At 42.1% G+C, this 21,296-nt stretch carries 17 protein-coding genes, 1 tRNA gene, 1 rRNA gene and 3 other annotated features; of the genes, 10 read left to right on the forward strand and 9 right to left on the reverse strand.

Annotated elements, in window-relative coordinates:
* The first annotated feature begins 42 nt into the window (after nucleotides 1-42).
* Nucleotides 43-211: a sequence feature (23S ribosomal RNA rRNA prediction is too short), on the forward strand.
* Between the two features lie 19 nt (nucleotides 212-230).
* Nucleotides 231-390: a sequence feature (23S ribosomal RNA rRNA prediction is too short), on the forward strand.
* Nucleotides 391-409: 19 nt separating this feature from the next.
* Nucleotides 410-653 (forward strand) — a sequence feature (23S ribosomal RNA rRNA prediction is too short).
* A gap of 91 nt (nucleotides 654-744) precedes the next feature.
* Nucleotides 745-855: ribosomal RNA gene (rrf, locus tag HMPREF1534_RS17950) — 5S ribosomal RNA — on the forward strand.
* A gap of 49 nt (nucleotides 856-904) precedes the next feature.
* On the opposite strand, the gene HMPREF1534_RS17945 is transcribed toward rrf, so the two are convergent.
* Nucleotides 905-1,549 (reverse strand): MarC family protein, encoded by a 645-nt coding sequence (locus HMPREF1534_RS17945; RefSeq protein ID WP_005935799.1) that lies wholly within the window; start codon nucleotides 1,547-1,549, stop codon nucleotides 905-907.
* Nucleotides 1,550-1,713: 164 nt separating this feature from the next.
* Between HMPREF1534_RS17945 and HMPREF1534_RS17940 the strand changes: the two genes are divergently transcribed.
* Both HMPREF1534_RS17940 and HMPREF1534_RS0118755 read left to right on the forward strand, forming a co-directional pair.
* Nucleotides 1,714-3,423 carry a helix-turn-helix transcriptional regulator gene (locus HMPREF1534_RS17940; protein ID WP_005935802.1) on the forward strand — a complete coding sequence of 570 codons (1,710 nt, stop codon included), beginning with the start codon at nucleotides 1,714-1,716 and terminating at the stop codon, nucleotides 3,421-3,423.
* Nucleotides 3,424-3,713: 290 nt separating this feature from the next.
* The gene (locus HMPREF1534_RS0118755) at nucleotides 3,714-4,505 is read left to right on the forward strand and encodes a sensor histidine kinase (protein ID WP_159106082.1); all 792 of its coding nucleotides are present in this window, start codon (nucleotides 3,714-3,716) and stop codon (nucleotides 4,503-4,505) included.
* A gap of 144 nt (nucleotides 4,506-4,649) precedes the next feature.
* On the opposite strand, the gene HMPREF1534_RS17935 is transcribed toward HMPREF1534_RS0118755, so the two are convergent.
* From HMPREF1534_RS17935 to HMPREF1534_RS17920, 4 genes are all read right to left on the reverse strand, one after another.
* A tRNA-Leu gene (locus HMPREF1534_RS17935) sits at nucleotides 4,650-4,731 on the reverse strand.
* A gap of 85 nt (nucleotides 4,732-4,816) precedes the next feature.
* A complete protein-coding gene (locus HMPREF1534_RS17930) occupies nucleotides 4,817-5,848 on the reverse strand; it encodes a S41 family peptidase (RefSeq protein ID WP_005935807.1) in 1,032 nt (343 codons plus the stop codon).
* A gap of 7 nt (nucleotides 5,849-5,855) precedes the next feature.
* Nucleotides 5,856-6,701, reverse strand: a complete 846-nt coding sequence (locus HMPREF1534_RS17925; RefSeq protein ID WP_005935810.1) for a DUF3316 domain-containing protein — start codon at nucleotides 6,699-6,701, stop codon at nucleotides 5,856-5,858.
* A 3-nt stretch (nucleotides 6,702-6,704) separates the two neighbouring features.
* Nucleotides 6,705-9,407: a DNA gyrase/topoisomerase IV subunit A gene (locus HMPREF1534_RS17920; RefSeq protein WP_005935812.1), complete on the reverse strand. Its 2,703-nt coding sequence runs from the start codon at nucleotides 9,405-9,407 to the stop codon at nucleotides 6,705-6,707.
* A 151-nt stretch (nucleotides 9,408-9,558) separates the two neighbouring features.
* Here HMPREF1534_RS17920 and HMPREF1534_RS17915 point away from each other — a divergent pair, with 151 nt between their 5' ends.
* Both HMPREF1534_RS17915 and HMPREF1534_RS17910 read left to right on the forward strand, forming a co-directional pair.
* A complete protein-coding gene (locus HMPREF1534_RS17915) occupies nucleotides 9,559-11,100 on the forward strand; it encodes a glycine--tRNA ligase (protein ID WP_005935815.1) in 1,542 nt (513 codons plus the stop codon).
* Nucleotides 11,101-11,110: 10 nt separating this feature from the next.
* Complete coding sequence (locus HMPREF1534_RS17910; RefSeq protein WP_005935818.1) at nucleotides 11,111-11,722, forward strand: FKBP-type peptidyl-prolyl cis-trans isomerase; 612 nt, start codon at nucleotides 11,111-11,113, stop codon at nucleotides 11,720-11,722.
* Nucleotides 11,723-12,166: 444 nt separating this feature from the next.
* On the opposite strand, the gene HMPREF1534_RS17905 is transcribed toward HMPREF1534_RS17910, so the two are convergent.
* Nucleotides 12,167-13,177: an aspartate-semialdehyde dehydrogenase gene (locus HMPREF1534_RS17905; RefSeq protein WP_005935821.1), complete on the reverse strand. Its 1,011-nt coding sequence runs from the start codon at nucleotides 13,175-13,177 to the stop codon at nucleotides 12,167-12,169.
* Nucleotides 13,178-13,338: 161 nt separating this feature from the next.
* Between HMPREF1534_RS17905 and HMPREF1534_RS17900 the strand changes: the two genes are divergently transcribed.
* The 3 genes from HMPREF1534_RS17900 to HMPREF1534_RS17890 are packed head-to-tail and all read left to right on the forward strand — an operon-like array spanning nucleotide 13,339 to nucleotide 16,860.
* Nucleotides 13,339-15,489: a cation:proton antiporter gene (locus HMPREF1534_RS17900; protein WP_005935824.1), complete on the forward strand. Its 2,151-nt coding sequence runs from the start codon at nucleotides 13,339-13,341 to the stop codon at nucleotides 15,487-15,489.
* Nucleotides 15,476-16,198 carry a tRNA threonylcarbamoyladenosine dehydratase gene (locus HMPREF1534_RS17895; protein ID WP_005935828.1) on the forward strand — a complete coding sequence of 241 codons (723 nt, stop codon included), beginning with the start codon at nucleotides 15,476-15,478 and terminating at the stop codon, nucleotides 16,196-16,198. The genes HMPREF1534_RS17900 and HMPREF1534_RS17895 overlap by 14 nt, the downstream gene beginning before the upstream one ends.
* Nucleotides 16,199-16,200: 2 nt before the next feature.
* Nucleotides 16,201-16,860: an ABC transporter ATP-binding protein gene (locus tag HMPREF1534_RS17890; protein WP_005935831.1), complete on the forward strand. Its 660-nt coding sequence runs from the start codon at nucleotides 16,201-16,203 to the stop codon at nucleotides 16,858-16,860.
* Here the strand turns inward: HMPREF1534_RS17890 and HMPREF1534_RS17885 are convergent.
* The 3 genes from HMPREF1534_RS17885 to HMPREF1534_RS17875 all read right to left on the reverse strand — a co-directional run bounded on the left by HMPREF1534_RS17885 (nucleotide 16,857) and on the right by HMPREF1534_RS17875 (nucleotide 19,291).
* On the reverse strand, nucleotides 16,857-17,807 hold the full coding sequence (locus HMPREF1534_RS17885; protein WP_005935833.1) for a FimB/Mfa2 family fimbrial subunit: 951 nt from the start codon (nucleotides 17,805-17,807) through the stop codon (nucleotides 16,857-16,859). The genes HMPREF1534_RS17890 and HMPREF1534_RS17885 overlap by 4 nt on opposite strands.
* A gap of 76 nt (nucleotides 17,808-17,883) precedes the next feature.
* Entirely contained in the window at nucleotides 17,884-18,114 is a 231-nt protein-coding gene (locus tag HMPREF1534_RS17880; protein WP_018452473.1) for a putative signal transducing protein, read from the reverse strand.
* 34 nt (nucleotides 18,115-18,148) lie between these two features.
* Entirely contained in the window at nucleotides 18,149-19,291 is a 1,143-nt protein-coding gene (locus HMPREF1534_RS17875; protein ID WP_005935838.1) for an iron-containing alcohol dehydrogenase, read from the reverse strand.
* Between the two features lie 76 nt (nucleotides 19,292-19,367).
* On the opposite strand from HMPREF1534_RS17875, the gene HMPREF1534_RS17870 reads away from it, so the two are divergent.
* Nucleotides 19,368-20,201, forward strand: a complete 834-nt coding sequence (locus HMPREF1534_RS17870; RefSeq protein ID WP_005935840.1) for a CvfB family protein — start codon at nucleotides 19,368-19,370, stop codon at nucleotides 20,199-20,201.
* A 124-nt stretch (nucleotides 20,202-20,325) separates the two neighbouring features.
* Entirely contained in the window at nucleotides 20,326-21,183 is an 858-nt protein-coding gene (locus tag HMPREF1534_RS17865; protein WP_005935842.1) for a hypothetical protein, read from the forward strand.
* Nucleotides 21,184-21,296 lie beyond the last annotated feature (113 nt).

Below are 21,296 nucleotides of genomic sequence, written 5' to 3' on the forward strand. Positions count from 1 at the left end.
ATACGAGGACACTGATTGGTGGGTAGTTTGACTGGGGTGGTCGCCTCCAAAAGTGTAACGGAGGCTTCTAAAGGTGCCCTCAGACCGATTGGTAACCGGTCTCAGAGTGTAATGGCATAAGGGCGCTTGACTGGGAGACTAACAAGTCGAGCAGGTAGGAAACTAGAGCATAGTGATCCGGTGTTTCCGCATGGAAGGGACATCGCTCAAAGGATAAAAGGTACTCCGGGGATAACAGGCTGATCCCTCCCAAGAGCTCATATCGACGGAGTGGTTTGGCACCTCGATGTCGGCTCGTCACATCCTGGGGCTGGAGAAGGTCCCAAGGGTTGGGCTGTTCGCCCATTAAAGTGGCACGCGAGCTGGGTTCAGAACGTCGTGAGACAGTTCGGTCTCTATCTATCGTGGGCGTATGAAATTTGCGTGGCTCTGACACTAGTACGAGAGGACCGTGTTGGACAGACCTCTGGTTTACCGGTTGTGCCGCCAGGTGCATTGCCGGGTATCTAAGTCTGGATCGGATAAGTGCTGAAAGCATCTAAGTACGAAGCCGGCCACAAGATTAGATTTCTCAGGGTCGTTGTAGACTACAACGTTGATAGGATGCAGGTGTAAAGATGGAGACATCAAAGCCGAGCATTACTAATTGCCCGTTCACTTTCTTTATATGCCGGATGGTGTATACGTTTAGCGGTTACTATGAAATGAAATTACGATAATAGCTTATCAATATGTCAACCTTCTTCAGGTGGCTATAGCACAAGGGTTCCACCTCTTCCCATTCCGAACAGAGAAGTTAAGCCTTGTCACGCCGATGGTACTGCGTAACAGTGGGAGAGTAGGTAGCCGCCGTTTTTGATGGAAGCCTCCAAGTCAGTCAAATGATTCGGAGGCTTTTTTGTGTTTATACTCTACTCAACTGTATAATATCGATTAATATAGGGCGTAATCCACTTACAAAACATTCTACGGCAATAACCATTAGGATAAGTCCCATTAAACGCATCATAACATTGTTACCTGTTTCTCCTAAAATATTGACTAATCGAGTTGAAGCTCTTAATATAAGGTAGGTGATGAAATAAATCAAAGCAATCATTCCTATTAATATACCTTTCATACTCCAGGTATTGGCATCATCCATTAGCATGATACCATTTGCTATCGCACCCGGACCACATAACATGGGGATAGAAAGGGGAGTTATGGATATATCATTTGCGTAGGTCTTGATTTCTTCATCCTTTAGCTTTGTATTAGTGAAACGGGCCTGAAGCATATCGTAACCAATCTTTAATATTATAAATCCTGCTGCAATTCGAAAACCATTGGTGGATATACCGAAGAACTTAAAGAGGAATTGCCCGGAGAAAGTAAAGGCAAGGAGGGTTATAAACGAAATGATGGTAGCACGTTTGACGATGTGTTGTCGTTCTTCATCAGACATTCCTTTAGTCATTGTTAAAAATACCGGCATGGTACCCAATGGGTTGGTTAATGTAAAAAAGGAAGTAAAGCATAGCAATGCATACGGTAAAAGTGTATCCATGAGTGTGATTTTTTAGGTTATATGCAAATGTAGTTTTTAATTGTTAGATAGCCCAATAAAGTAATGATATATTTTTGCAAGAAGATTTTTTATATAATAACTTTAGCACATTTGTTGTATAGTGGATTATATTTTATCTTTGTCTCAGAATCTAACATCATCAAATGAACTACTATTACTTAATAATACTTGTGTATGCATGGTTCTTTGCAGGTGCGCAATCTGTTGTTGCACAAGAAAATGTATTGCCGACTCACGAATATTATACTGAGGAATATATTGCGAAAATTTATATTGAAGAGCCTAAACGTGCTTTACAATTACTTGACGAAGCAGAGAACTTGAACTGCATGCCATCGAATATGATAAATGATTTGCGTAGTAGGACTTATCGGAATATGTATATGAATAAATCTGCTTTTGTTTATGCCCGAAAAGCCTATGTCATTGATTCTATTCAAGGTACTGATCCTTCTCATCTTTTAGAAATGACAATAGATTTAGCGGAAATATCTTTCTTGTTAAGTCGATTTGAGCAGAGTGTTAAATATGCTACAGAAGGAATTGCTTTAGCGCGTAAAAATGGAAATAAGGGATCGGAAGCTAAATTATTGTTTTGTTTGGGAGAAAATAAGAAGGTGCTTGGGCTTAAAAGAGAAGGTTATGCTTATTTTGACCAAGCAATAGATTTGATAAAAGGAGAGAGTGATATGCTTTCCATGCAAATGCTTTCTTATTTTTATGGATTGAAAATGAATTATCTTCTTTCTGATGGTTGTTTTGATGAAGTTCTTTTTATAGGATTGGAGCGTGAAAAGTTGATACATGAAATGGCTGATTCCCGAAAATATCCGGATTCATATATTGACTTGCAATATTCGTATGTATACATTAAACTTGCCTATGTAGCATTTAAATTGCGAAAATATGAAGAGGCTGATAACTATTTCAGGAAATATAGTTCAACAAAGGCAGCTTTGACTCCCGATGGTAAATGTGATGCGGCTCCTTATTTGTTATTGACTAAGCGTTATAAGGAGGTATTAGAAAAATGTGAAGACTTTAAGAATGTCTTGAGAAGTCAGGATACTCTTAATCAACAATATTTAAGTGTTCTTCAAAAAGAAGTAGCGGCCTATTCAGGTTTGAATAACTTTAAGAAAGTAGCAGAATTACGTGAATCAATTCTTAATATTGTTACTCACATGTATAGAGATGAAGTAAGGAATGCAGCTTTGGAGTTGGATGCAGTTTATAAAGTGAACGAAAGGGATAAGCAGATAGCGAAGCAGGACTTTCGATTAAAGATGCATGGCATATTTCTTCTTTTTGCAATTGGGTTTATTTTGTTGATGTCTTTTTTCCTTTGGAAAAGCTGGAAGTATAATCGTATTATCAGGGCAAAGAATAAAGTACTTGTACGCCTTATAAATGAACAATTATCTCCAAAAGAGAATACTGATGTCGTGTCTGAGTCTTTACCGGCTGCAAACCGGGAAGAGGATATTTTATCGGAAAATGGTATGGAATGGGCAGAGAACAGAGAGCTGTTTAGTAAATTGAATGAAACTATTCTTCATGAGAAATTATATTTGTCACCGAATTTATCAAGAGATGATTTGGTGAGGATCGTACATTTGAATTATGCTCGTTTTGCCAGGATGATAAAAGAAAATACGGGTGGTAACTTAAGTGGATATATAAATAATTTGCGTTTGAATCATGCTATTCAGTTGTTAAATGAGCATCCTAATTATACGATGAAGGCGATAGCAGAAGATTCAGGCTTCAACAGTATGCCTACTTTTAATAATCTCTTTAAGAAGAAAACAGGGATGACTCCTTTTGAGTTTAAAAGTGTACAAAAAGAATAGGTCATATAATATATTGGTTATCAGTAGAAAAGAACTTTTATTTATATCTTTTGAACAAATCTTTATAAAGAGTATGTCTTTCTAAGCATATTTTTCGTACATGATTATGTTTTTTTGCATCAGAAACTATGTATAACCTTATTAGATGTAGAAAATGAATTATGTGGTATCTGAGTCTATTATTCATATTATTCTTAATTATAATTTTTACTTATTTTGTTAAAGAATATCGGCGGTATCGTTTAGAATTAGATAAGACGCTGCTTGAATACCACTCTTATGTAGTAAAAATGGATAAATTGGAAAAAGAAAATATCCAATTAAGGCGAGAGTTGGCTATCGAGAAAAATGCAGCAAAGGAAAGGAAAGAAAAAGTGAATCAACTCAAGGCGGCTTTCTTGGCTAATATAAGTCATGAGATACGCACTCCTCTGAATGCCATTGTCGGGTTCTCTAATTTGTTGATAGAGTCAAAAGATGTTTCAGAGAGGAGACAATATGCACAAATAATCAGTGCAAATAATGAATTGTTGCTTAATTTGGTTGATAATATATTAGATTTAGCAAAGATTGAGTCTGGTTATCTTTGTTTGCATACTTCCTCTTTTAGTCTTTCGGAACTTGTGCGGGAGATTGCTATGAAATGTGAATCCAGAGTGAGTGATGAGGTGAAAATTATAGTAAAAAAACCGGAGAATGATTATTGGGCTGAATTAGATAAAAAGCGTATAACTCAAGTTCTGGAGCATTTTGTGATGAATGCATTAAAGTATACTTCGCAGGGATATATTGAAATTACTTATGAAGTGAAGGAAGCAGCAGTTATATTAAGTGTTACAGATACCGGTTGCGGAATTCCTTCTGATAAATTAAATAAGGTGTTTGACCGTTTTGAAAAAGCAGACTCTTTTGTTCAGGGAATTGGTATTGGATTGTCTATTTGTAAATCGATAGTAGAACAAATGGGAGGTTGTATAGGAGTTGAATCGGAGTTGAATGCAGGAAGTAAATTTTGGATTGAAGTACCTTGTCATCCTATTTGTTGTAGTGAGGAAAAAAACAGTGTATATTTGATGTCATAGCATTAATGTTTTTACGTTGAGCCTTGCGTTCGTTCTTTTGCGTTGACTCAAGGCTCGGTTTTTCTAATTTTTGCAGACATAAAAAAGGCTATCTCAAAGTATATTTTGAAATAGCCTCTTTGTTTTTCAACATGTAATGTTGTGTGCGCCTGATAGGACTCGAACCTACACGTCTCACGACACCAGATCCTAAGTCTGGCGCGGCTACCAATTACGCCACAGGCGCGGCAATCCTTTCGGTAAGCGGTTGCAAAGGTAATGCTTACTTCTGAAATAACCAAATTATTTCATTATAAAATGCATATAATCCTTTATTGTTTGTGATTATGTAAATATTCACGTGCCGCTTCAATAATAGTATCAATGCCTTTGTTGTAATCTTCGGAAGTGATATCTACTTTTTTATCCGGTTCGATACCGAATTCCAGATGTTTCATATCAGGATCATACATCGGGCTTGCAGAAAAGCGGACAGACCAACCATTGGGGAGTTCGGAAGAGAAGGGGAGCCCTGAACCGCCACCGGTTTTGTCGCCGATAACGGTAACTCTGTCTAATTGTTTCATTCGGTTCACAAAATCGTTGGTGGCACTATAAGACCGGCGGTTTGTTAATACTACGGTATGTTTCTGCCAGCGTACACGATCCATGGGTGGCTCAAGATAAACAGCTTCGGGAGTGGAAAACTCATTATGGCCGGGACCGGTTTTGTAGGACATGTAGCCAATCAGCTTTTTCTCGTTAGTGAAGCGTTCTGCCAGTTTCTCGGCAGTAGTGAGGTTGCCGCCTCCGTTATTGCGGACATCAAGAATTAATCCGTTGCAAATGGCCAATTTGCTGAGAATCTGATCTAGGTTGCCGGAACCGATACCCGACTGGAAGCTTCCACAATATACATAGGCTATATTATCTTCTAAAATCTGATATTTAAGTCCTGAAGCGGTATTATAATCCTTTCCCAAATAGCGGCTTTGTATGCTGTCATCAAAATTGCGCGGATAATTGTCGTACCACTCTCGGTATTGGGAAGTACGATCTTTTGAAACCAAATTGACATGTCCGTCCCGCAGTTCGTTCAGCATTTCCGATAAGACATCAAAGAGTTGTTCATTACTCATACCGGAAGTTAACCGCTTCTTATAATCAGAATGGATTTTATTCCAATCTAATCCGTATTCCTGATTCTTATATTCTAGGAAACAATAGTGTTCATCGATGATTTTCCATAAAGCTTCGAAGTTTCCATCGGGAGAATCATTGAAAGTATCTTCGGTGATGCAGGAAGTGCCTGAGAGAATCATCAAAAGGAAGATGGCTGTTTTTTTGAATATTTTCTTTATCATATACGATTTAATATGGACTGACCTTTGGGGACATTCCTACTTTCTTTTTGTTTTTTATCAGATAGAAGTTTTTCACAAAGCCCAGCATGAATACGTGAGACCACGTGTGACTTTTTAAGTGGTTGACTTTAGCCTGCTGGATATCACAAATATATCCTGCCCGCACATTCATATTGCCTACAGGAAAGTCGAGTGTGAGCAGTTGACGAAGCGCCGGCTGATTGTGTAAAGAGGTGAAAAGGATATTTTTTCCTCCATGTTTCAAACTGAAAATCTCATAATAAGATTGTCCGTATTCGGGTGAAAACATAACTCCCATTAAAGGTAGGTTGGCCTGATAGCGTGCTATCAGGGGATAGTTTCCGATACGGAAACGGTAGATGACCATACCGGACCCTGCAATATTTACATACGCTTTGGCTTGCGCAGGATTATTGGAATTTCTTGTGTTGTATACAAATCCTCCGTTTAAGTCAATCATGGGTCCGGCAAGGATTTTCAAGTTCTCTGCCAGCCTGAACTGATAGTGCCAAGCATAATTCCAATTGATTAATCCAGCCAGTTCACTGCCTGTCTCGGCTTTATTGTCTGTCAGTGACAGGTTTATCTGAAACAGACTTTGCGCAGATACGTTGCCGTTCAGCAATTTGGTCATTCTCATACTCTCTCTGAGAATACGGATTTCGGGACCGGTATATTCCATCGGAGACAGATAAGTATCAAGGATATTGGTATAGCCTGCTCCATAAAGGGTAGCCCGCATGACGTATCGGTTTGTCTGCAGGCTGTCTTCTTGTGCTTTACCCCCAAGGACAAAGGGAAGCAACAATAATAGTAAGAATATTTTCTTCATGGATTAAAACAGTTTCATTTGCCCGGTTATCTCATCTATGATATCTGTCTCACTCTTGCCATGGTCAGGATCTTCTATCATTGCCTCTTTTTCATTGTCATCATCATTCTCTTTTTCGTTATCTTCTTCTGCCGAAGAGGATTCGTCGGGAAAACGGACAGGGGGTAGCTCGTTGATAGATTCCACAGCATACGTGGTTATTCGTTTTCCTTTTGCTTTATAGCTTTTCACACCGATAAACTCATCGACATCAATTTCCAAGGCCTCGCGGAAGCTGTCGTGACCGCCAAAGATAACTTGTACCCGCGGATAGACGATGCTGGTCAGCAGAATAGGACGGCTGTCCTTATTCTCACCTAGATAATTGAGCTTTTTGGAAGTTGCTTCAAAGGTGAATCGCTTTAAATAAGGATATCCCTGTTGGTCAGCGTCATAGAGTGCTGCCGACCATACTTTGTTGGCATTGAATTTTTCAATCACACAAATTCCCGGGTCATAATGATTATTCAAGTCAAAGTTGGTGGTATAGAATTCTCCGTTTTCTTGAACTATCAAGATAAGGTCATCGCTTTGGAATTCTCCAAGGTACTGGCCGCGTTCGTCATAATTCAGTCGTAGAACATCATGGTCAAACCATACTTTGCGTCCTCCCAAAGTAGAGCCTCCGCGTTGCTTCAGGGCAATCTTATGCACTTCATATTTGCTCAGGATATTTCCCATGGACTGGCGTCCTTTGATATTGATATCACTGAAATCTTTTTCATAGATTATCTTTTTGATACGCGGGTTCGGTTTTAGTGTTATCTTGATGACTTCTGCCTCACCGTTGGGGTTAGCCGTGAAATAGACGATACGCGAACCGGGAGTTCCCTGAGTGACATCGTATTCGCGGTCACGGGTAATCGAAGTGATATTGAATCGCTTTATATAATGAAATCCTTCTTTTCCGTCGCGATACACCACATTGTAAATGGTACGTTTGTCGTTCTTTTTGAAAACGTTTACATACAGTACGTTTTTGCCGACAAACATCTTGTCGGTTACACGAACCACTTTGTATTTTCCGTCTTTATAGAAAATAATCACATCATCAATGTCCGAGCAATTGGCCACAAACTCGTCTTTCTTCAGGCTTGTGCCGATAAAACCTTCTTCGCGGTTGATATAAAGCTTCTCGTTAGCTTCGACTACCTTTGCTGCTTCTATGGTATCGAAATTGCGCAGCTCGGTGCGTCTCGGATAATTCTTGCCATATTTTTCCTTCAGCATCTCATACCAGTTTATGGTATAATCGATGATATGCGCCAGTTTATCATTAATGTCTTCTATTTCTTCTTTGATGCGGGCGATGTTTTCGTCTGCTTTATCTTTATTGAATTTCAGAATACGTGCCATTTTGATTTCCATCAATTTCAGGATATCTTCTTTCGTTACTTCCCTGATAAATTGCGGATAGAATGGGGTCAAACGTTCGTCGATGTGTGCACAGGCCGCATCCATATTTTCAGATTGTTCGAATCTTACGTCTTTATAAATGCGTTCTTCGATGAATATCTTTTCAAGAGAGGCAAAATGAAGATTCTCCAGAAGCTCTCCTTTGCGTATTTCCAATTCCTGACGAAGCAGGGACAATGTATTGTTTACAGATTTTTTCAATACGTCACTGACAGTGAGAAAGTGTGGCTTGCGTGCATCAATCACGCAACAGTTAGGTGATATGCTCACCTCACAGTCTGTAAATGCATATAAGGCATCCAGTGTTTTGTCGGAAGATACTCCGGGAGCGAGATGCACCAATATCTCTACTTTCTCTGCTGTGTTATCATCTACCTTACGGACTTTTATCTTCCCTTTTTCAACTGCTTTCAAAATGGATTCTATCAGTGACGAGGTTGTCTTTCCATAAGGAATTTCGGTGATGGCCAGCGTCTTGTTATCCAGCTTGTTTATTTTGGCGCGTACTTTTACCACACCGCCGCGCTCTCCGTCATTATAACGGGATACATCGATAGACCCTCCGGTTTGGAAATCAGGGTATAATTTGAACTCTTCTTTGCGCAGATAGGCAATAGATGCGTTGCATAAATCATTAAAGTTATGCGGAAGAATCTTTGAAGAAAGTCCTACGGCGATGCCTTCCACTCCCTGAGCGAGAAGAAGCGGAAACTTGACCGGTAGTGTTATGGGTTCTTTGTTTCGTCCGTCGTATGAAGATTGCCATTCGGTGGTTTTGGGATTAAAGACCACGTCGAGGGCAAACTTCGAAAGCCGGGCTTCAATGTAACGGGGAGCTGCCGCACCGTCGCCGGTCAGAATGTTACCCCAGTTTCCCTGACAGTCTATCAACAAGTCTTTTTGTCCTAATTGTACCAGTGCGTCACCGATAGAAGCGTCACCGTGAGGATGGAATTGCATGGTATGACCTACAATGTTGGCCACTTTATTATATCGTCCGTCATCCAATCGCTTCATACTGTGAAGAATACGCCTTTGAACCGGCTTAAGTCCGTCATTGATGTGCGGAACGGCACGTTCCAAAATAACATAAGAGGCATAATCCAGAAACCAGTTTTGGTACATACCGCTTAATTGATGCTTGACAGATTCATTTTTGGTATCTGCGGGCTTATAGTCTGAATGTTGGTTTTCCGCTACGGGAGTATTTTCATCGTTCTGTTCTTCTTTATCGATAATATCTTCGCTCATATATATTTAAATTCCTTAATGTTCTGCTGATATGCACGCAAAAATACGATTTTTATTGAAAAAAATCATTTACTTTGCACATTATTTCGTCCTAATTAAGGGATGACAACAGGAAAAACAACAAAAGTGTAAGAATAAACATAAAAGGAAAATGGCACAAGAAGATGTTTTTAAGAAATTAGTTTCTCACTGTAAAGAGTATGGTTTTGTATTTCCGTCAAGTGATATTTATGACGGATTGGGTGCTGTCTATGATTACGGCCAGATGGGAGTGGAGTTGAAGAATAACATCAAACAATATTGGTGGCAGAGCATGGTGCTGTTGCACGAAAATATCGTGGGTATCGATTCGGCAATTTTTATGCACCCTACTATCTGGAAGGCATCGGGACACGTTGACGCTTTCAATGACCCCTTGATTGACAACCGCGACTCTAAGAAACGCTATCGTGCCGATGTTTTGATTGAGGACCAATTGGCTAAATACGATGATAAAATCAACAAGGAAGTTGCCAAAGCCGCCAAAAAGTTCGGAGAAGCTTTTGATGAAGCACAGTTCCGCAGCACCAATGCACGTGTGCTGGAGCATCAGGCTAAACGCGATGCACTTCACGAACGTTTTGCAAAAGCATTGAATGATAATGATTTGAATGAACTTCGTCAGATTATCTTGGATGAGGAAATCGTCTGTCCTATTTCGGGTACGAAGAACTGGACGGAAGTGCGTCAGTTCAACCTGATGTTTACTACCGAAATGGGCTCTACTGCCGACGGTTCTATGAAGATTTATCTCCGTCCAGAGACGGCACAGGGTATTTTCGTGAATTACCTGAATGTGCAGAAGACCGGTCGTATGAAAATACCTTTCGGTATTGCTCAGATTGGTAAGGCGTTCCGTAACGAAATCGTTGCCCGTCAGTTTATCTTCCGTATGCGTGAGTTTGAACAAATGGAGATGCAGTTCTTTGTTAAACCGGGTACCGAGCTTGATTGGTTTAAAACCTGGAAGGAAACCCGTTTGAAATGGCATAAAGCATTAGGATTTGGCGATGACCATTATCGTTATCATGACCATGATAAATTGGCACATTATGCGAATGCTGCAACGGATATCGAGTTCTTGATGCCTTTCGGATTCAAGGAAGTAGAAGGTATTCATAGCCGTACTAACTTTGACTTAAGTCAGCACGAGAAATTCTCAGGCAAGAGTATTAAATATTTCGACCCGGAATTGAACGAAAGTTATACTCCGTATGTTATTGAAACATCCATCGGTGTAGACCGTATGTTCCTGAGCATCATGAGTGCTGCTTATACGGAAGAAAAGTTGGACAACGGTGAAACTCGTGTCGTTCTGAAATTGCCCGCAGCATTGGCTCCCGTAAAACTGGCTGTCATGCCTTTGGTCAAGAAGGACGGTTTGCCTGAAAAAGCGCGTGAAATCATGGATAATCTGAAGTTCCACTTCCATTGCCAATATGATGAAAAGGACAGCATCGGTAAGCGTTATCGCCGTCAGGATGCCATCGGTACTCCTTATTGCATCACTGTGGATCATCAGACACTCGAAGATAATTGTGTGACATTGCGCAACCGCGATACCATGCAGCAGGAGCGTGTCGCTATTTCGGAATTGAACAATATCATTGCCGATAAAGTAAGTATAACAAGTCTGTTGAAGACTTTGCAATAATTAATAGTGTATGAATAAAAGTATTCTTTGGCTGATTAGCCTGTTGTTTGCCGCTTCATTTGCAATTGTTTCATGTAGTGAATCGGATGGAGAAGAAAATCCTTATGCAAACTGGCAGGAGCGTAATCAGAAATATTTGGATTCCATTGCGGCTGAGGCAAAGGCGAATCCGGGTGAATGGAAAGTTGTCCGTTCCTATAAACTTCCTCCTTTGGGCTTGAATGAGCAGGGAAAGGTGAATGAGTATGTTTATTGTAAGATAATAAACAACGGAGAAGGAGAAAGACCTCTGTTTACGGATACTGTGGCGGTTAATTATCGGGGTAAGTTAATAAACGGAACTGTTTTTGACCAAAGCTATAAAGGAGAATTGAATCCGAGCATTGCTGTTCCGGTCGAATTTCCGGTAGGCGATGTGATTGTCGGGTGGACAACAGCTCTTATGAATATGACCGTAGGCTCCAGATGGGAACTTTATATTCCTTCCGAACTTGCTTATGAAGAAGCCGGAAGCGGTTCGATACCGGGCTATTCTACTTTGTTTTTTGATGTGGATTTGGTGAAACTTATTCCTTTGGCATCGAATGGTAAAAGTGCAGAATCGGCTTTGGATACTGAATAAGCGGTTATCATAAAAGATTTGAAAGAGTATTGCAGTTCTTCTGTGATACTCTTTTTTTTATGGAATATGTTCAGCAAAGGCTGTTTCATGTTTGGCTATCCGTTTGTCGGGCTAAGCCTTGCATGCCCCAAGGCTAACCCTTTTTCTGTATATGGCCAAGCTTTTTTCTACGTCCGGTTAGTACGTCCCACTGCAACAGAACGTACGTCCCACTATAGCAGGATATACGTCCCACTGTAGCAGGACGTACGTCCCACCGTTGTAGGACGTACTGGTTCTCCGTATAAAAAGGGTTAATCTGAGGTATGAAAGTGCTTAGCTTTGGGCAAGAAGAGGCTTGGTTCTAAAAAAATAATCTTTATCTTGGTCTACCCCTTAGAAAGGAGATTGACGCAAAGATAAAGATTATAATATTAAAGAATTAAAGCTTGTGTGAGCAGCGGATTATTTCACATTTCCCACTTTAATCAGGTATTCTGCAATCTGTACGGCATTCAGTGCTGCGCCTTTCTTGATTTGATCGCCTACAATCCAGAAAGTCAGTCCGTTCTCATTGGCCAAGTCCTTGCGAATGCGGCCAACGTAAACAGGATCTTTACCTGCCAGGAACAATGGCATGGGATATTCTTTCTTCTCTGGATTATCCATCAATACCAAACCTTCTCCTTTGGCAAATGCTTCGCGGGCTTCTTCGGGAGAGATGGGACGTTCTGTTTCTACCCAGATGCTTTCAGAGTGAGAGCGGAGAGCAGGAACACGTACACACATGGCACTTACCTGAATGTCAGAGTGCATAATTTTACGTGTCTCGTTAAACATCTTCATTTCTTCCTTGGTATAACCGTTGTCGGTAAATACATCAATTTGGGGAATCAGATTGAATGCCAACTGATAAGCAAATTTATCTACAGTGACGGGTTCATTAGCCAATACCTGGCGATATTGTTCGTACAATTCGTCCATGGCTGCTGCACCTGCGCCGCTGGCAGCCTGATAAGTAGCTACATGCACACGCTTAATGTGTGAAAGGTTTTCGATGGCTTTCAAGGCGACTACCATTTGGATTGTTGTACAATTGGGATTGGCTATCACATTGCGTGGACGGTTTAATGCGTCTTCCGGGTTCACTTCTGGCACAACCAAGGGTACATCTTCATCCATACGGTATGCGCTGGAATTGTCGATTAATACGGCACCATGTTTGGTGATGGTTTCACAAAATTCTTTTGTGGTTCCGGCACCTGCCGATGTGAAAGCGATGTCAACACCTTTAAAGTCATCGTTGTGCTGAAGGAGTTTTACTTCTATCTCTTTACCGCGGAAAGTGTATTTTCGTCCTGCACTGCGTGAAGAACCGAACAACATCAACTCATCCAACGGGAAGTTTCTTTCATCGAGCACACGCAGGAACTCTTGTCCTACAGCTCCGCTCGCACCAACAATTGCTACTTTCATTTTGCTTTTTTATTTTATAAATTAGTAATACTTAATCTGTTTACCTGCCAAGCGAGCAGGTTCAGATTGCAAAATTAGAACATTTTGGAATATAAATCAGTAAAAAAGAAACTTTTTTCGTAATTTTGTCGATATTATGGTATAACCCTCAAATAAAAGCAATGGAATTATTCGGTTTAAATATTCATTTTCCGGTTACTGACCCTACTTGGATATTCTTCCTGGTACTTATTATTATCTTGTTTGCTCCCATGATATTGGGGCGTTTGCGCATTCCTCATATCATCGGTATGATTCTTGCCGGTGTATTGGTTGGCAAATATGGTTTTAATATTTTGGAGCGAGATAGCAGTTTCGAGTTATTCGGAAAAGTGGGATTGTATTATATCATGTTTCTGGCGGGGCTGGAGATGGATATGGATGACTTTAAAAAGAACAAAACAAAGGGATTGGTCTTTGGGCTGTTCACTTTCCTGATACCGATGGCGCTTGGTATATGGAGCAGTATGAGTTTATTGGATTACGGACTTGTCACTTCCATCCTGTTGGCCAGTATGTATGCCAGTCATACTTTGATAGCTTATCCCATTATCAGTCGTTACGGTTTGTCCCGGCAGCGTACGGTGAGCATAACGATTGGGGGAACGGCGGTGACTGTCGTATTGGCCTTGATGGTGCTTGCCGTGATTGGAGGTATGTATAAAGGAGAGGATGTGGGAGGATTGTTTTGGGCCATTTTGCTGGGAAAGGTTCTTGCATTGTTCGGCTTGATTATTTTTCTTATGCCTCGCATCAGTCGGTGGTTTTTCAGAACATACGAGGATGCGGTAATGCAGTTTGTCTTTGTCTTGGCTATGGTGTTCTTAGGGGGTGGACTGATGGAGCTGGTAGGAATGGAAGGTATTTTGGGTGCTTTTCTTGCCGGTTTGGTACTGAACCGTTTTGTTCCTCATGTTTCTCCGTTGATGAATCGGTTGGAGTTTGTAGGTAATGCGCTTTTCATTCCTTATTTTTTGATTGGTGTAGGAATGATTATTGATGTACGCTGTCTGTTTACGCAGGGTGAAGCACTTAAGGTGGCGGTTGTCATGACAGTGGTTGCTACATTCAGCAAATGGCTTGCGGCATGGATTACTCAAAAAATATATGGCATGCAGAAGGTGGAACGCAGTCTGATATTCGGATTGAGTAACGCGCAGGCGGCAGCTACGTTGGCAGCCGTGTTGATTGGACATGAAATTATCATGGAAAACGGAGAGCGCTTATTGAATGATGATGTGTTAAACGGAACGGTGGTAATGATATTGTTTACCTGCATCATCAGTTCGGTTGCGACGGAGAGGGCAGCGCGCCGGATGGTTACACAAGAAAACCTGACCGGCAATGATGATAAAAATAATAAGGAGCAAGAACGGATTCTCATACCTGTGGCAAACCCTGATACGATAGAAGGATTGGTGGGAATGGCGCTGATGATGAGGCATCCTAAACAGAAGGAACCGTTGGTGGCTCTTAGTGTGATAAATGATAATAACGCTTCGGAAACGAAGGAACTGATAGGTAAACGGAATCTGGAACGTACGGCAATGGTTGCTGCTGCTGCCGATGCTTCGGTCAAGACGGTGCTCCGTTATGATTTGAATATTGCACAAGGCATTATTCATACGCTGAAGGAATATGCGGTGACGGATGTGGTTATCGGTTTGCACCGAAAGACTAATCTGATGGATTCATTCTTTGGTACAATGACGGAGAATTTGTTGAAAGGCACTCACCGGCAAATTATGATTGCCAAGCTGTTGATGCCGGTTAATACGCTTAGGCGTATTGTAGTGGCTGTACCCGAAAAAGCAGAATATGAGGTTGGATTCATGAAATGGGTGGTGCAGTTGTGCCGTATGGGTAAGTTACTGGGATGCCGTGTACATTTTTTTGCAACGGAGGATACCCTGAGACACTTGCGTGCGGTGGTAGAGAAGCAGGAAGCAAATACGTTTACGGAGTTTTCTGTATTAGAGGAGTGGGATGATTTACTGTTGCTGACCGGTCAGGTTAATTTTGACCATTTATTTGTCGTTGTTTCGGCTCGTAAGGGCTCTATATCCTATCAGACTTCTTTTGAGCGGTTGCCGTCTCAGGTTAGTAAATATTTTGCAGATGCCAGCTTGTTAATCATATATCCCGATCAGCTGGGCGATCCGCAGGAGATTGTGTCTTTCTCCGATCCGCGCGGACAGTCGGAGACCCGGATGTATGATAATGTTGGTAAGTGGTTTTATAAATGGTTTAAGAAAGGTGATGAACGGAACTGATACGGAATGGCAGCAACGCACGGAATTGTTGCTGGGAGAGGATAAGATGCTACGTTTGCGAAATTCCCATGTGCTTGTTGTGGGTTTGGGAGGAGTAGGAGCGTATGCTGCCGAAATGATTTGTCGTGCCGGTGTGGGACAAATGACGATTGTGGATGCCGACACGGTGCAGCCAAGCAATATCAACCGCCAGTTGCCGGCTTTGCATTCCACACTGGGACGGCCGAAGGCGGAAGTATTGGCAGAGCGTTTCAAAGATATCAATCCCGATTTGAAACTGAATGTGTTGTCGGAATATTTGAGAGATGAACGCATTCCGGAATTGCTGGATAGTGCTGAGTTTGATTTTGTGATTGATGCTATTGATACGGTAGCTCCCAAATGTTACCTTATATATAATGCGCTTCAACGTCATCTGCCTATTGTGAGCAGTATGGGAGCGGGTGCGAAATCGGATATAACCCAAATCAGATTTGCTGATTTGTGGGAAACTTATCATTGCGGTTTAAGTAAGGCTGTGCGCAAGCGCTTGCAGAAAATGGGTATGAAGCGCAAGTTACCGGTTGTTTTCAGTACAGAGCAGGCAAATGCGGATGCGGTTATTTTGGTGGATGATGAAAAGAACAAGAAATCCACAGCCGGAACAGTGAGTTATATGCCTGCCGTGTTTGGATGTTACTTGGCAGAGTATGTGATAAGAAAATTGTAATTATGATAGAATTAAGTGGAATAACCAAGAGCTTTGGCACGTTGCAAGTGCTGAAAGGAATAGATTTGCTGATAGGAAAAGGCGAAATAGTCAGTATTGTGGGACCCAGCGGAGCCGGAAAAACGACGCTGCTTCAGATAATGGGAACATTGGACAAGGCGGATGCAGGTACGGTGATACTGAATGGTACGGAGGTTAACCGGTTGAAGGAAAAAGAACTGTCGGCTTTTCGCAATCAGCAGATAGGCTTTGTTTTTCAGTTTCATCAGTTATTGCCGGAATTTACAGCATTGGAGAATGTGATGATACCGGCATTCATATCCGGAGCTTCTTCGGGAGATGCGATGAAGCGTGCCAAAGAAACATTGGATTTTCTGGGGCTTGCCGAACGAGCTTCTCATAAGCCGGCGGAGCTGTCGGGAGGAGAGAAGCAGCGCGTTGCTGTGGCGCGCGCATTGATAAACAGCCCGGCGGTTATCCTTGCAGATGAACCGTCGGGCAGTCTGGATACTCGTAACAAAGAAGAACTTCATCAGTTGTTTTTTGATTTGCGGGATAAGTTAGGGCAGACTTTTGTTATAGTTACCCATGATGAGACGCTTGCCAAATTGACCGACCGTACTATTCACATGGTTGACGGCAGGATATCCATAGACCGTTAGCGTAATGGTATATGGATATTTTCGTTCTGCTCTTTCCATTTATCAACTTGGAATCCGCCTGTATTTCCTTCTTCCAGCAAAACTCCGTCCATGCTTAGATTGATGGTGGTTTTGGTGCCTGCGGTGAGTTGGGTGGACAGTTTCTGCTGATACCGTTTGACTTTACCGTTTTTCATTCGGACAAATATCTGGAAAGGCGGAGTCGGGCCGGATGGAAAGACAGAAACGAATTCTTTGCTCCATTGTTTACGGTCGGTACTGGGGCTCATGCCGAATTCAACCGTCTTGAAAGTTCCTTCCGGTTGCGCAGAGAAATAATTTAAATTACTATAAATTCCTCCGATGTACACCCACATGGAATCAATGCCATTGCCGAAAGCATTGCCGTTTGTCTCCGTGGCAACGACTTCCAAAGCTGCCGAAGCACGTCTCAAATGAGCCTGCAGCTCCTCTTCTCCTATGTTTATGCTCTGAGTGCCGTACACTAAATCGTGAACCGGATAACAGACGGTGTCGGCAGGAACCTTGCGCAGTCCCAAAGAAGTTCCGTGCAGCTCTTCACCAACGATGAGGATAGGGTCGGCTATGTAAGCGTCTGTGGTATTATAGTAATTGGGATATCCCCAATAGATTATATTATAGGTACCTACCGGAAGCCTTAACGGATAATTCTTTGACTGGCCGATACCATTGTTGATGGCATAGTAAGCGGGGAAAGGGACTTGCCGTCCTGTCGGAGTATAGTTGCCTACATAGATACTGCCATCGGGTTGGCAGGGAAGTACTTCCAACGGTCCGGTATAGGGGTCGGTGCTATGCTGTTCGAGGGTTGCATAAAGTGCCGGAGACACTAGATTGTCCGGATTGACGTTGGCAGGGCTACAGTCATCGTCTTTTGCACACGAAGCGAGTAATGACAATAAAGGTAAAAATAAAAACTTTCTCATATACATCTCGGGTTTAGGTTTAATAATCCCTATAACAAGATGCAAATGAGAAAGTTTGAATATAGAGGGGAGAAAGTTATCCTTCTACTTCCTCCGGAAAACTGGTTTTCAAAATTTCCCGTGCCCGTTCGTAATCCTTTTCAAAGACCAGAACCTGTATACCCAGACCCGGAATATAAGAGGCTATCACTTGGGCGGACAATTCTCCTTGGAGCATCGACTCTATGCCTTCGTTTCTCAAGAGGTCTTGCAACATGTGCGCTTGCACATTGTTGTAAAAGGTAGTAAGAATAACTGTTTTCATCATTTGTTTCCTCCTAATATTAAATGTTTTGGAAATATTATTTGCAATTCTGCAAAATCCGGCGAGCTACTTCTCCCGTCACGTCACCGTCTTCACCGAATGCAGCACCTCGCTCATCAAAGCGACGTGCAATTTCTTCGATGGTATCGTCACCGATTCCGGCTTCGCCCAGACGAGTCTTCAGCCCCAGGCTTTTAAAGAATTCCTCGGTTTTGTCGATGGTGAGTGCGATACGTGCGCTCGGCACACCGGAAGTCACCCCCCAGATACGTTCTCCGTATTGTAGTATCTTGTCTCGTTTTTTATCCGCAAGTGTGCGTAGTGTTCCGGGAAATACGATGGCAAGGGTCTGTCCGTGGGTCATGCCGTGCAGGGCAGTCAGTTCATGGCCAATCATGTGGGTAGCCCAGTCTTGGGATACACCCATGGCAATGAAACCGTTCAATGCCATGGTAGCCGACATCATGAATTCGCTCATCAAGTGATAATCCTGTTTGTTCTCTTTGATGAGAGGGGCTATCTGCACGAGGGTTCTCAAAATACTTTCGCTCCAGCGATCCATCAGGTATGATTCATTGCTTTTAGTCATATATTGTTCCATGACATGAACAAAAGTGTCAGCCAGTCCACAGGCAATCTGGAAATCGGGAAGAGAGAAAGTGACGGTCGGGTCGAGAATGGAAAAGACGGGATAGTCGGCATAAAAAGGATACTTCTCATGAGTTTCCCGGCGTGAAATCACGGCTCCGTTGTTCATTTCGGAACCGGTGGCAGGGATAGTCAGCACTGTTCCCAATGGAATAGTCACTTGTGAGCTTCCTTTTTTCACCAGTTCCCAGGCGTCTCCCTCGTATGGGATACCTGCGGAAATCAGTTTGGTGCCATCAATGACCGAACCACCGCCTACGGCAAGCAGGAAATCTATATTCTTTTCCTTGCCTATGGCAATTGCCTTTTTCAGTGTGTCTATATCGGGATTGGCCTCAATTCCCCAAAACTCGGTATAATCACGTCCTTCGAGTGCTTGGGTTACCTGTTCGTAAACTCCGTTTGTTTTGACACTTCCTCCTCCAAAGGTAATCATGATACGCTTGTCGGCAGGAATTTGCTGAGTCAGTTGGTTTATCATTCCTTTACCGAAAAGGAGTCGGGTAGGGTTGTAAAAAATGAAATTATTCATAATCTTTATTGGGTTTTCTATTGTTTAGAACGTAAAGATAGGGTTTTTTCTTTATCTTTGATAAAAATTTTAGCTAATGAACGTAAAACTCGGAAAATACAATCAATTAAAGGTTGTGAAAGAAGTAGACTTTGGAGTCTATCTGGATGGAGACGATGATGGTGAAATACTGTTGCCGGCCCGTTACGTGCCCGATGGTTGCAAACCGGATGACGTGCTCAATGTGTTTATCTATTTGGATAACGAAGAGAGATTAATAGCCACTACCCTGCAACCGTTGGTTCAGGTAGGTGAGTTCGCTTGTCTGGAGGTGGCATGGGTCAATGAATTTGGAGCTTTTCTGAACTGGGGACTGATGAAGGACTTGTTTGTACCTTTCCGCGAACAGAAAATGAAGATGCAGCAAGGACGTAAGTATGTGATACATGCACATATAGACGAAGACAGCTATCGCATTGTCGGTTCCGCCAAGGTAGAGCGTTACTTATCCAAAGAGCATCCTGACTATCACCAGGGACAGGAAGTGAATATTTTGATATGGCAGAAAACCGATTTGGGTTTTAAAGCGATTGTCGAGAACAAGTTCAGCGGATTGCTTTATCAGAATGAGATATTCCAGCCCGTCGAGACAGGTATGCAGCTCCGGGCTTATGTGAAACAAGTGCGTGAAGACGGTAAGATAGACTTGGCGTTGCAACAGGACGGTGTGAAGAAGGTGGAAGATTTTTCGGAAGTCTTATTGAAATATATTAAAGATAATGATGGTTTTACTCCGTTGAATGACAAGAGTGCGGCAGAAGAAATCTATAGTGCTTTTGGCGTGAGCAAGAAGACATTCAAAAAAGCAGTTGGCGATTTGTATAAAAAGCGTTTGATAGTGCTGGAAGAAGGGGGAATCCGTCTTGCCTGACGGGAGTTTTCCCTATCAAATATAGGAAAAAACCTATGAATAAATGGGGAGTTTCAATTGTGGGGGAAAGGGATTTCCCCTATTTTTGTGCCATAAGAATTAACAAACTAAAAACGGTATGATTATGAAGAAATGGACCACACTATGGATAATGATTATGATGCTGGGCGTGTCGGTTCCCGCGTTGGGAGCAATGAGTATCAGCAAGATGAGACAGAACACGCGTTTCCTTACCGACCGTATGGCATATGAGTTGAAACTCAGTCCTCAACAGTATGATGATGTATACGAAGTGAATTATGACTTTATCAACAATGTCCGTTATCTGATGGATGATGTGGTAAGAGGGTATGATTATGCTTTGGAGCGTTATTACGATTTTCTTGATGTCCGCAATGACGACCTTCGCTGGATACTTTCCGGTTCTCAGTATCGTCGCTTCCTGAAAGCGGAATATTTCTACCGTCCTATTTACGCGCAAAACAATAAATGGCAGTTCCGTATTTATATGGTTTACAATAACGTCAACTTTTTCTATTTCGGAAAACCGCATCATTATGCTTCATATTGCGGTGGTCATTATCGTACTCATTTTAATAATGTCAGTTATTATCGCACCCATTTCCATAACCGCTATCACCACGATATCTACGATGGACATTATCGCATCCGTCATGATAGGGTGACTTATGACAATCATCGCCGCCGTGATTTTCAGGTCAACGTCCGTCCGCCGAAGAAAGACAATCACCGTCCTGCCACGCCTCAGGCACGGCCGGGCAGAAGACCGGGAAGGGATAATAACCATAAGCACGAGGAGCGTCCTTCACGCCGTGAATATAATTCCCGTCCTGATAAAGACCGTCGTGAAAACAGGCGTTCCGTCTCTCCGAAAAGAGATTCAAAGAAAGAGAATAAAAGGAATGACAAGAATTCGAATCAATCCGGAGGAAGAAGTGCAACACACGCTCGCACAGTGTAATTTAATGGCTATGATATAAAAAGCAGCAAACAGGCAAATTTCGGTTTTAATATACCACAACCGGAGTTTGCCTGTTTTTTTTTGTAACTTGCATTCGACCGGCAACGTTTTCT

It is taken from the genome of Phocaeicola massiliensis B84634 = Timone 84634 = DSM 17679 = JCM 13223, from assembly GCF_000382445.1.
GTDB lineage: Bacteria > Bacteroidota > Bacteroidia > Bacteroidales > Bacteroidaceae > Phocaeicola > Phocaeicola massiliensis.

What these genes read in the sequence shown, in the direction of transcription:
- HMPREF1534_RS17900 (WP_005935824.1), top strand. Translation starts at nt 13,339, where the DNA reads ATGGAATTATTCGGTTTAAATATTCATTTTCCGGTTACTGACCCTACT.
- HMPREF1534_RS17910 (WP_005935818.1), top strand. Translation starts at nt 11,111, where the DNA reads ATGAATAAAAGTATTCTTTGGCTGATTAGCCTGTTGTTTGCCGCTTCA.
- HMPREF1534_RS17915 (WP_005935815.1), top strand. Translation starts at nt 9,559, where the DNA reads ATGGCACAAGAAGATGTTTTTAAGAAATTAGTTTCTCACTGTAAAGAG.
- HMPREF1534_RS17890 (WP_005935831.1), top strand. Translation starts at nt 16,201, where the DNA reads ATGATAGAATTAAGTGGAATAACCAAGAGCTTTGGCACGTTGCAAGTG.
- HMPREF1534_RS17940 (WP_005935802.1), top strand. Translation starts at nt 1,714, where the DNA reads ATGAACTACTATTACTTAATAATACTTGTGTATGCATGGTTCTTTGCA.
- HMPREF1534_RS17880 (WP_018452473.1), bottom strand. Translation starts at nt 18,114, where the DNA reads ATGATGAAAACAGTTATTCTTACTACCTTTTACAACAATGTGCAAGCG.
- HMPREF1534_RS17865 (WP_005935842.1), top strand. Translation starts at nt 20,326, where the DNA reads ATGAAGAAATGGACCACACTATGGATAATGATTATGATGCTGGGCGTG.
- HMPREF1534_RS17930 (WP_005935807.1), bottom strand. Translation starts at nt 5,848, where the DNA reads ATGATAAAGAAAATATTCAAAAAAACAGCCATCTTCCTTTTGATGATT.
- HMPREF1534_RS17920 (WP_005935812.1), bottom strand. Translation starts at nt 9,407, where the DNA reads ATGAGCGAAGATATTATCGATAAAGAAGAACAGAACGATGAAAATACT.
- HMPREF1534_RS17895 (WP_005935828.1), top strand. Translation starts at nt 15,476, where the DNA reads ATGAACGGAACTGATACGGAATGGCAGCAACGCACGGAATTGTTGCTG.
- HMPREF1534_RS17945 (WP_005935799.1), bottom strand. Translation starts at nt 1,549, where the DNA reads ATGGATACACTTTTACCGTATGCATTGCTATGCTTTACTTCCTTTTTT.
- HMPREF1534_RS17870 (WP_005935840.1), top strand. Translation starts at nt 19,368, where the DNA reads ATGAACGTAAAACTCGGAAAATACAATCAATTAAAGGTTGTGAAAGAA.
- HMPREF1534_RS17905 (WP_005935821.1), bottom strand. Translation starts at nt 13,177, where the DNA reads ATGAAAGTAGCAATTGTTGGTGCGAGCGGAGCTGTAGGACAAGAGTTC.
- HMPREF1534_RS17925 (WP_005935810.1), bottom strand. Translation starts at nt 6,701, where the DNA reads ATGAAGAAAATATTCTTACTATTATTGTTGCTTCCCTTTGTCCTTGGG.
- HMPREF1534_RS0118755 (WP_159106082.1), top strand. Translation starts at nt 3,714, where the DNA reads ATGGATAAATTGGAAAAAGAAAATATCCAATTAAGGCGAGAGTTGGCT.
- HMPREF1534_RS17875 (WP_005935838.1), bottom strand. Translation starts at nt 19,291, where the DNA reads ATGAATAATTTCATTTTTTACAACCCTACCCGACTCCTTTTCGGTAAA.
- HMPREF1534_RS17885 (WP_005935833.1), bottom strand. Translation starts at nt 17,807, where the DNA reads ATGAGAAAGTTTTTATTTTTACCTTTATTGTCATTACTCGCTTCGTGT.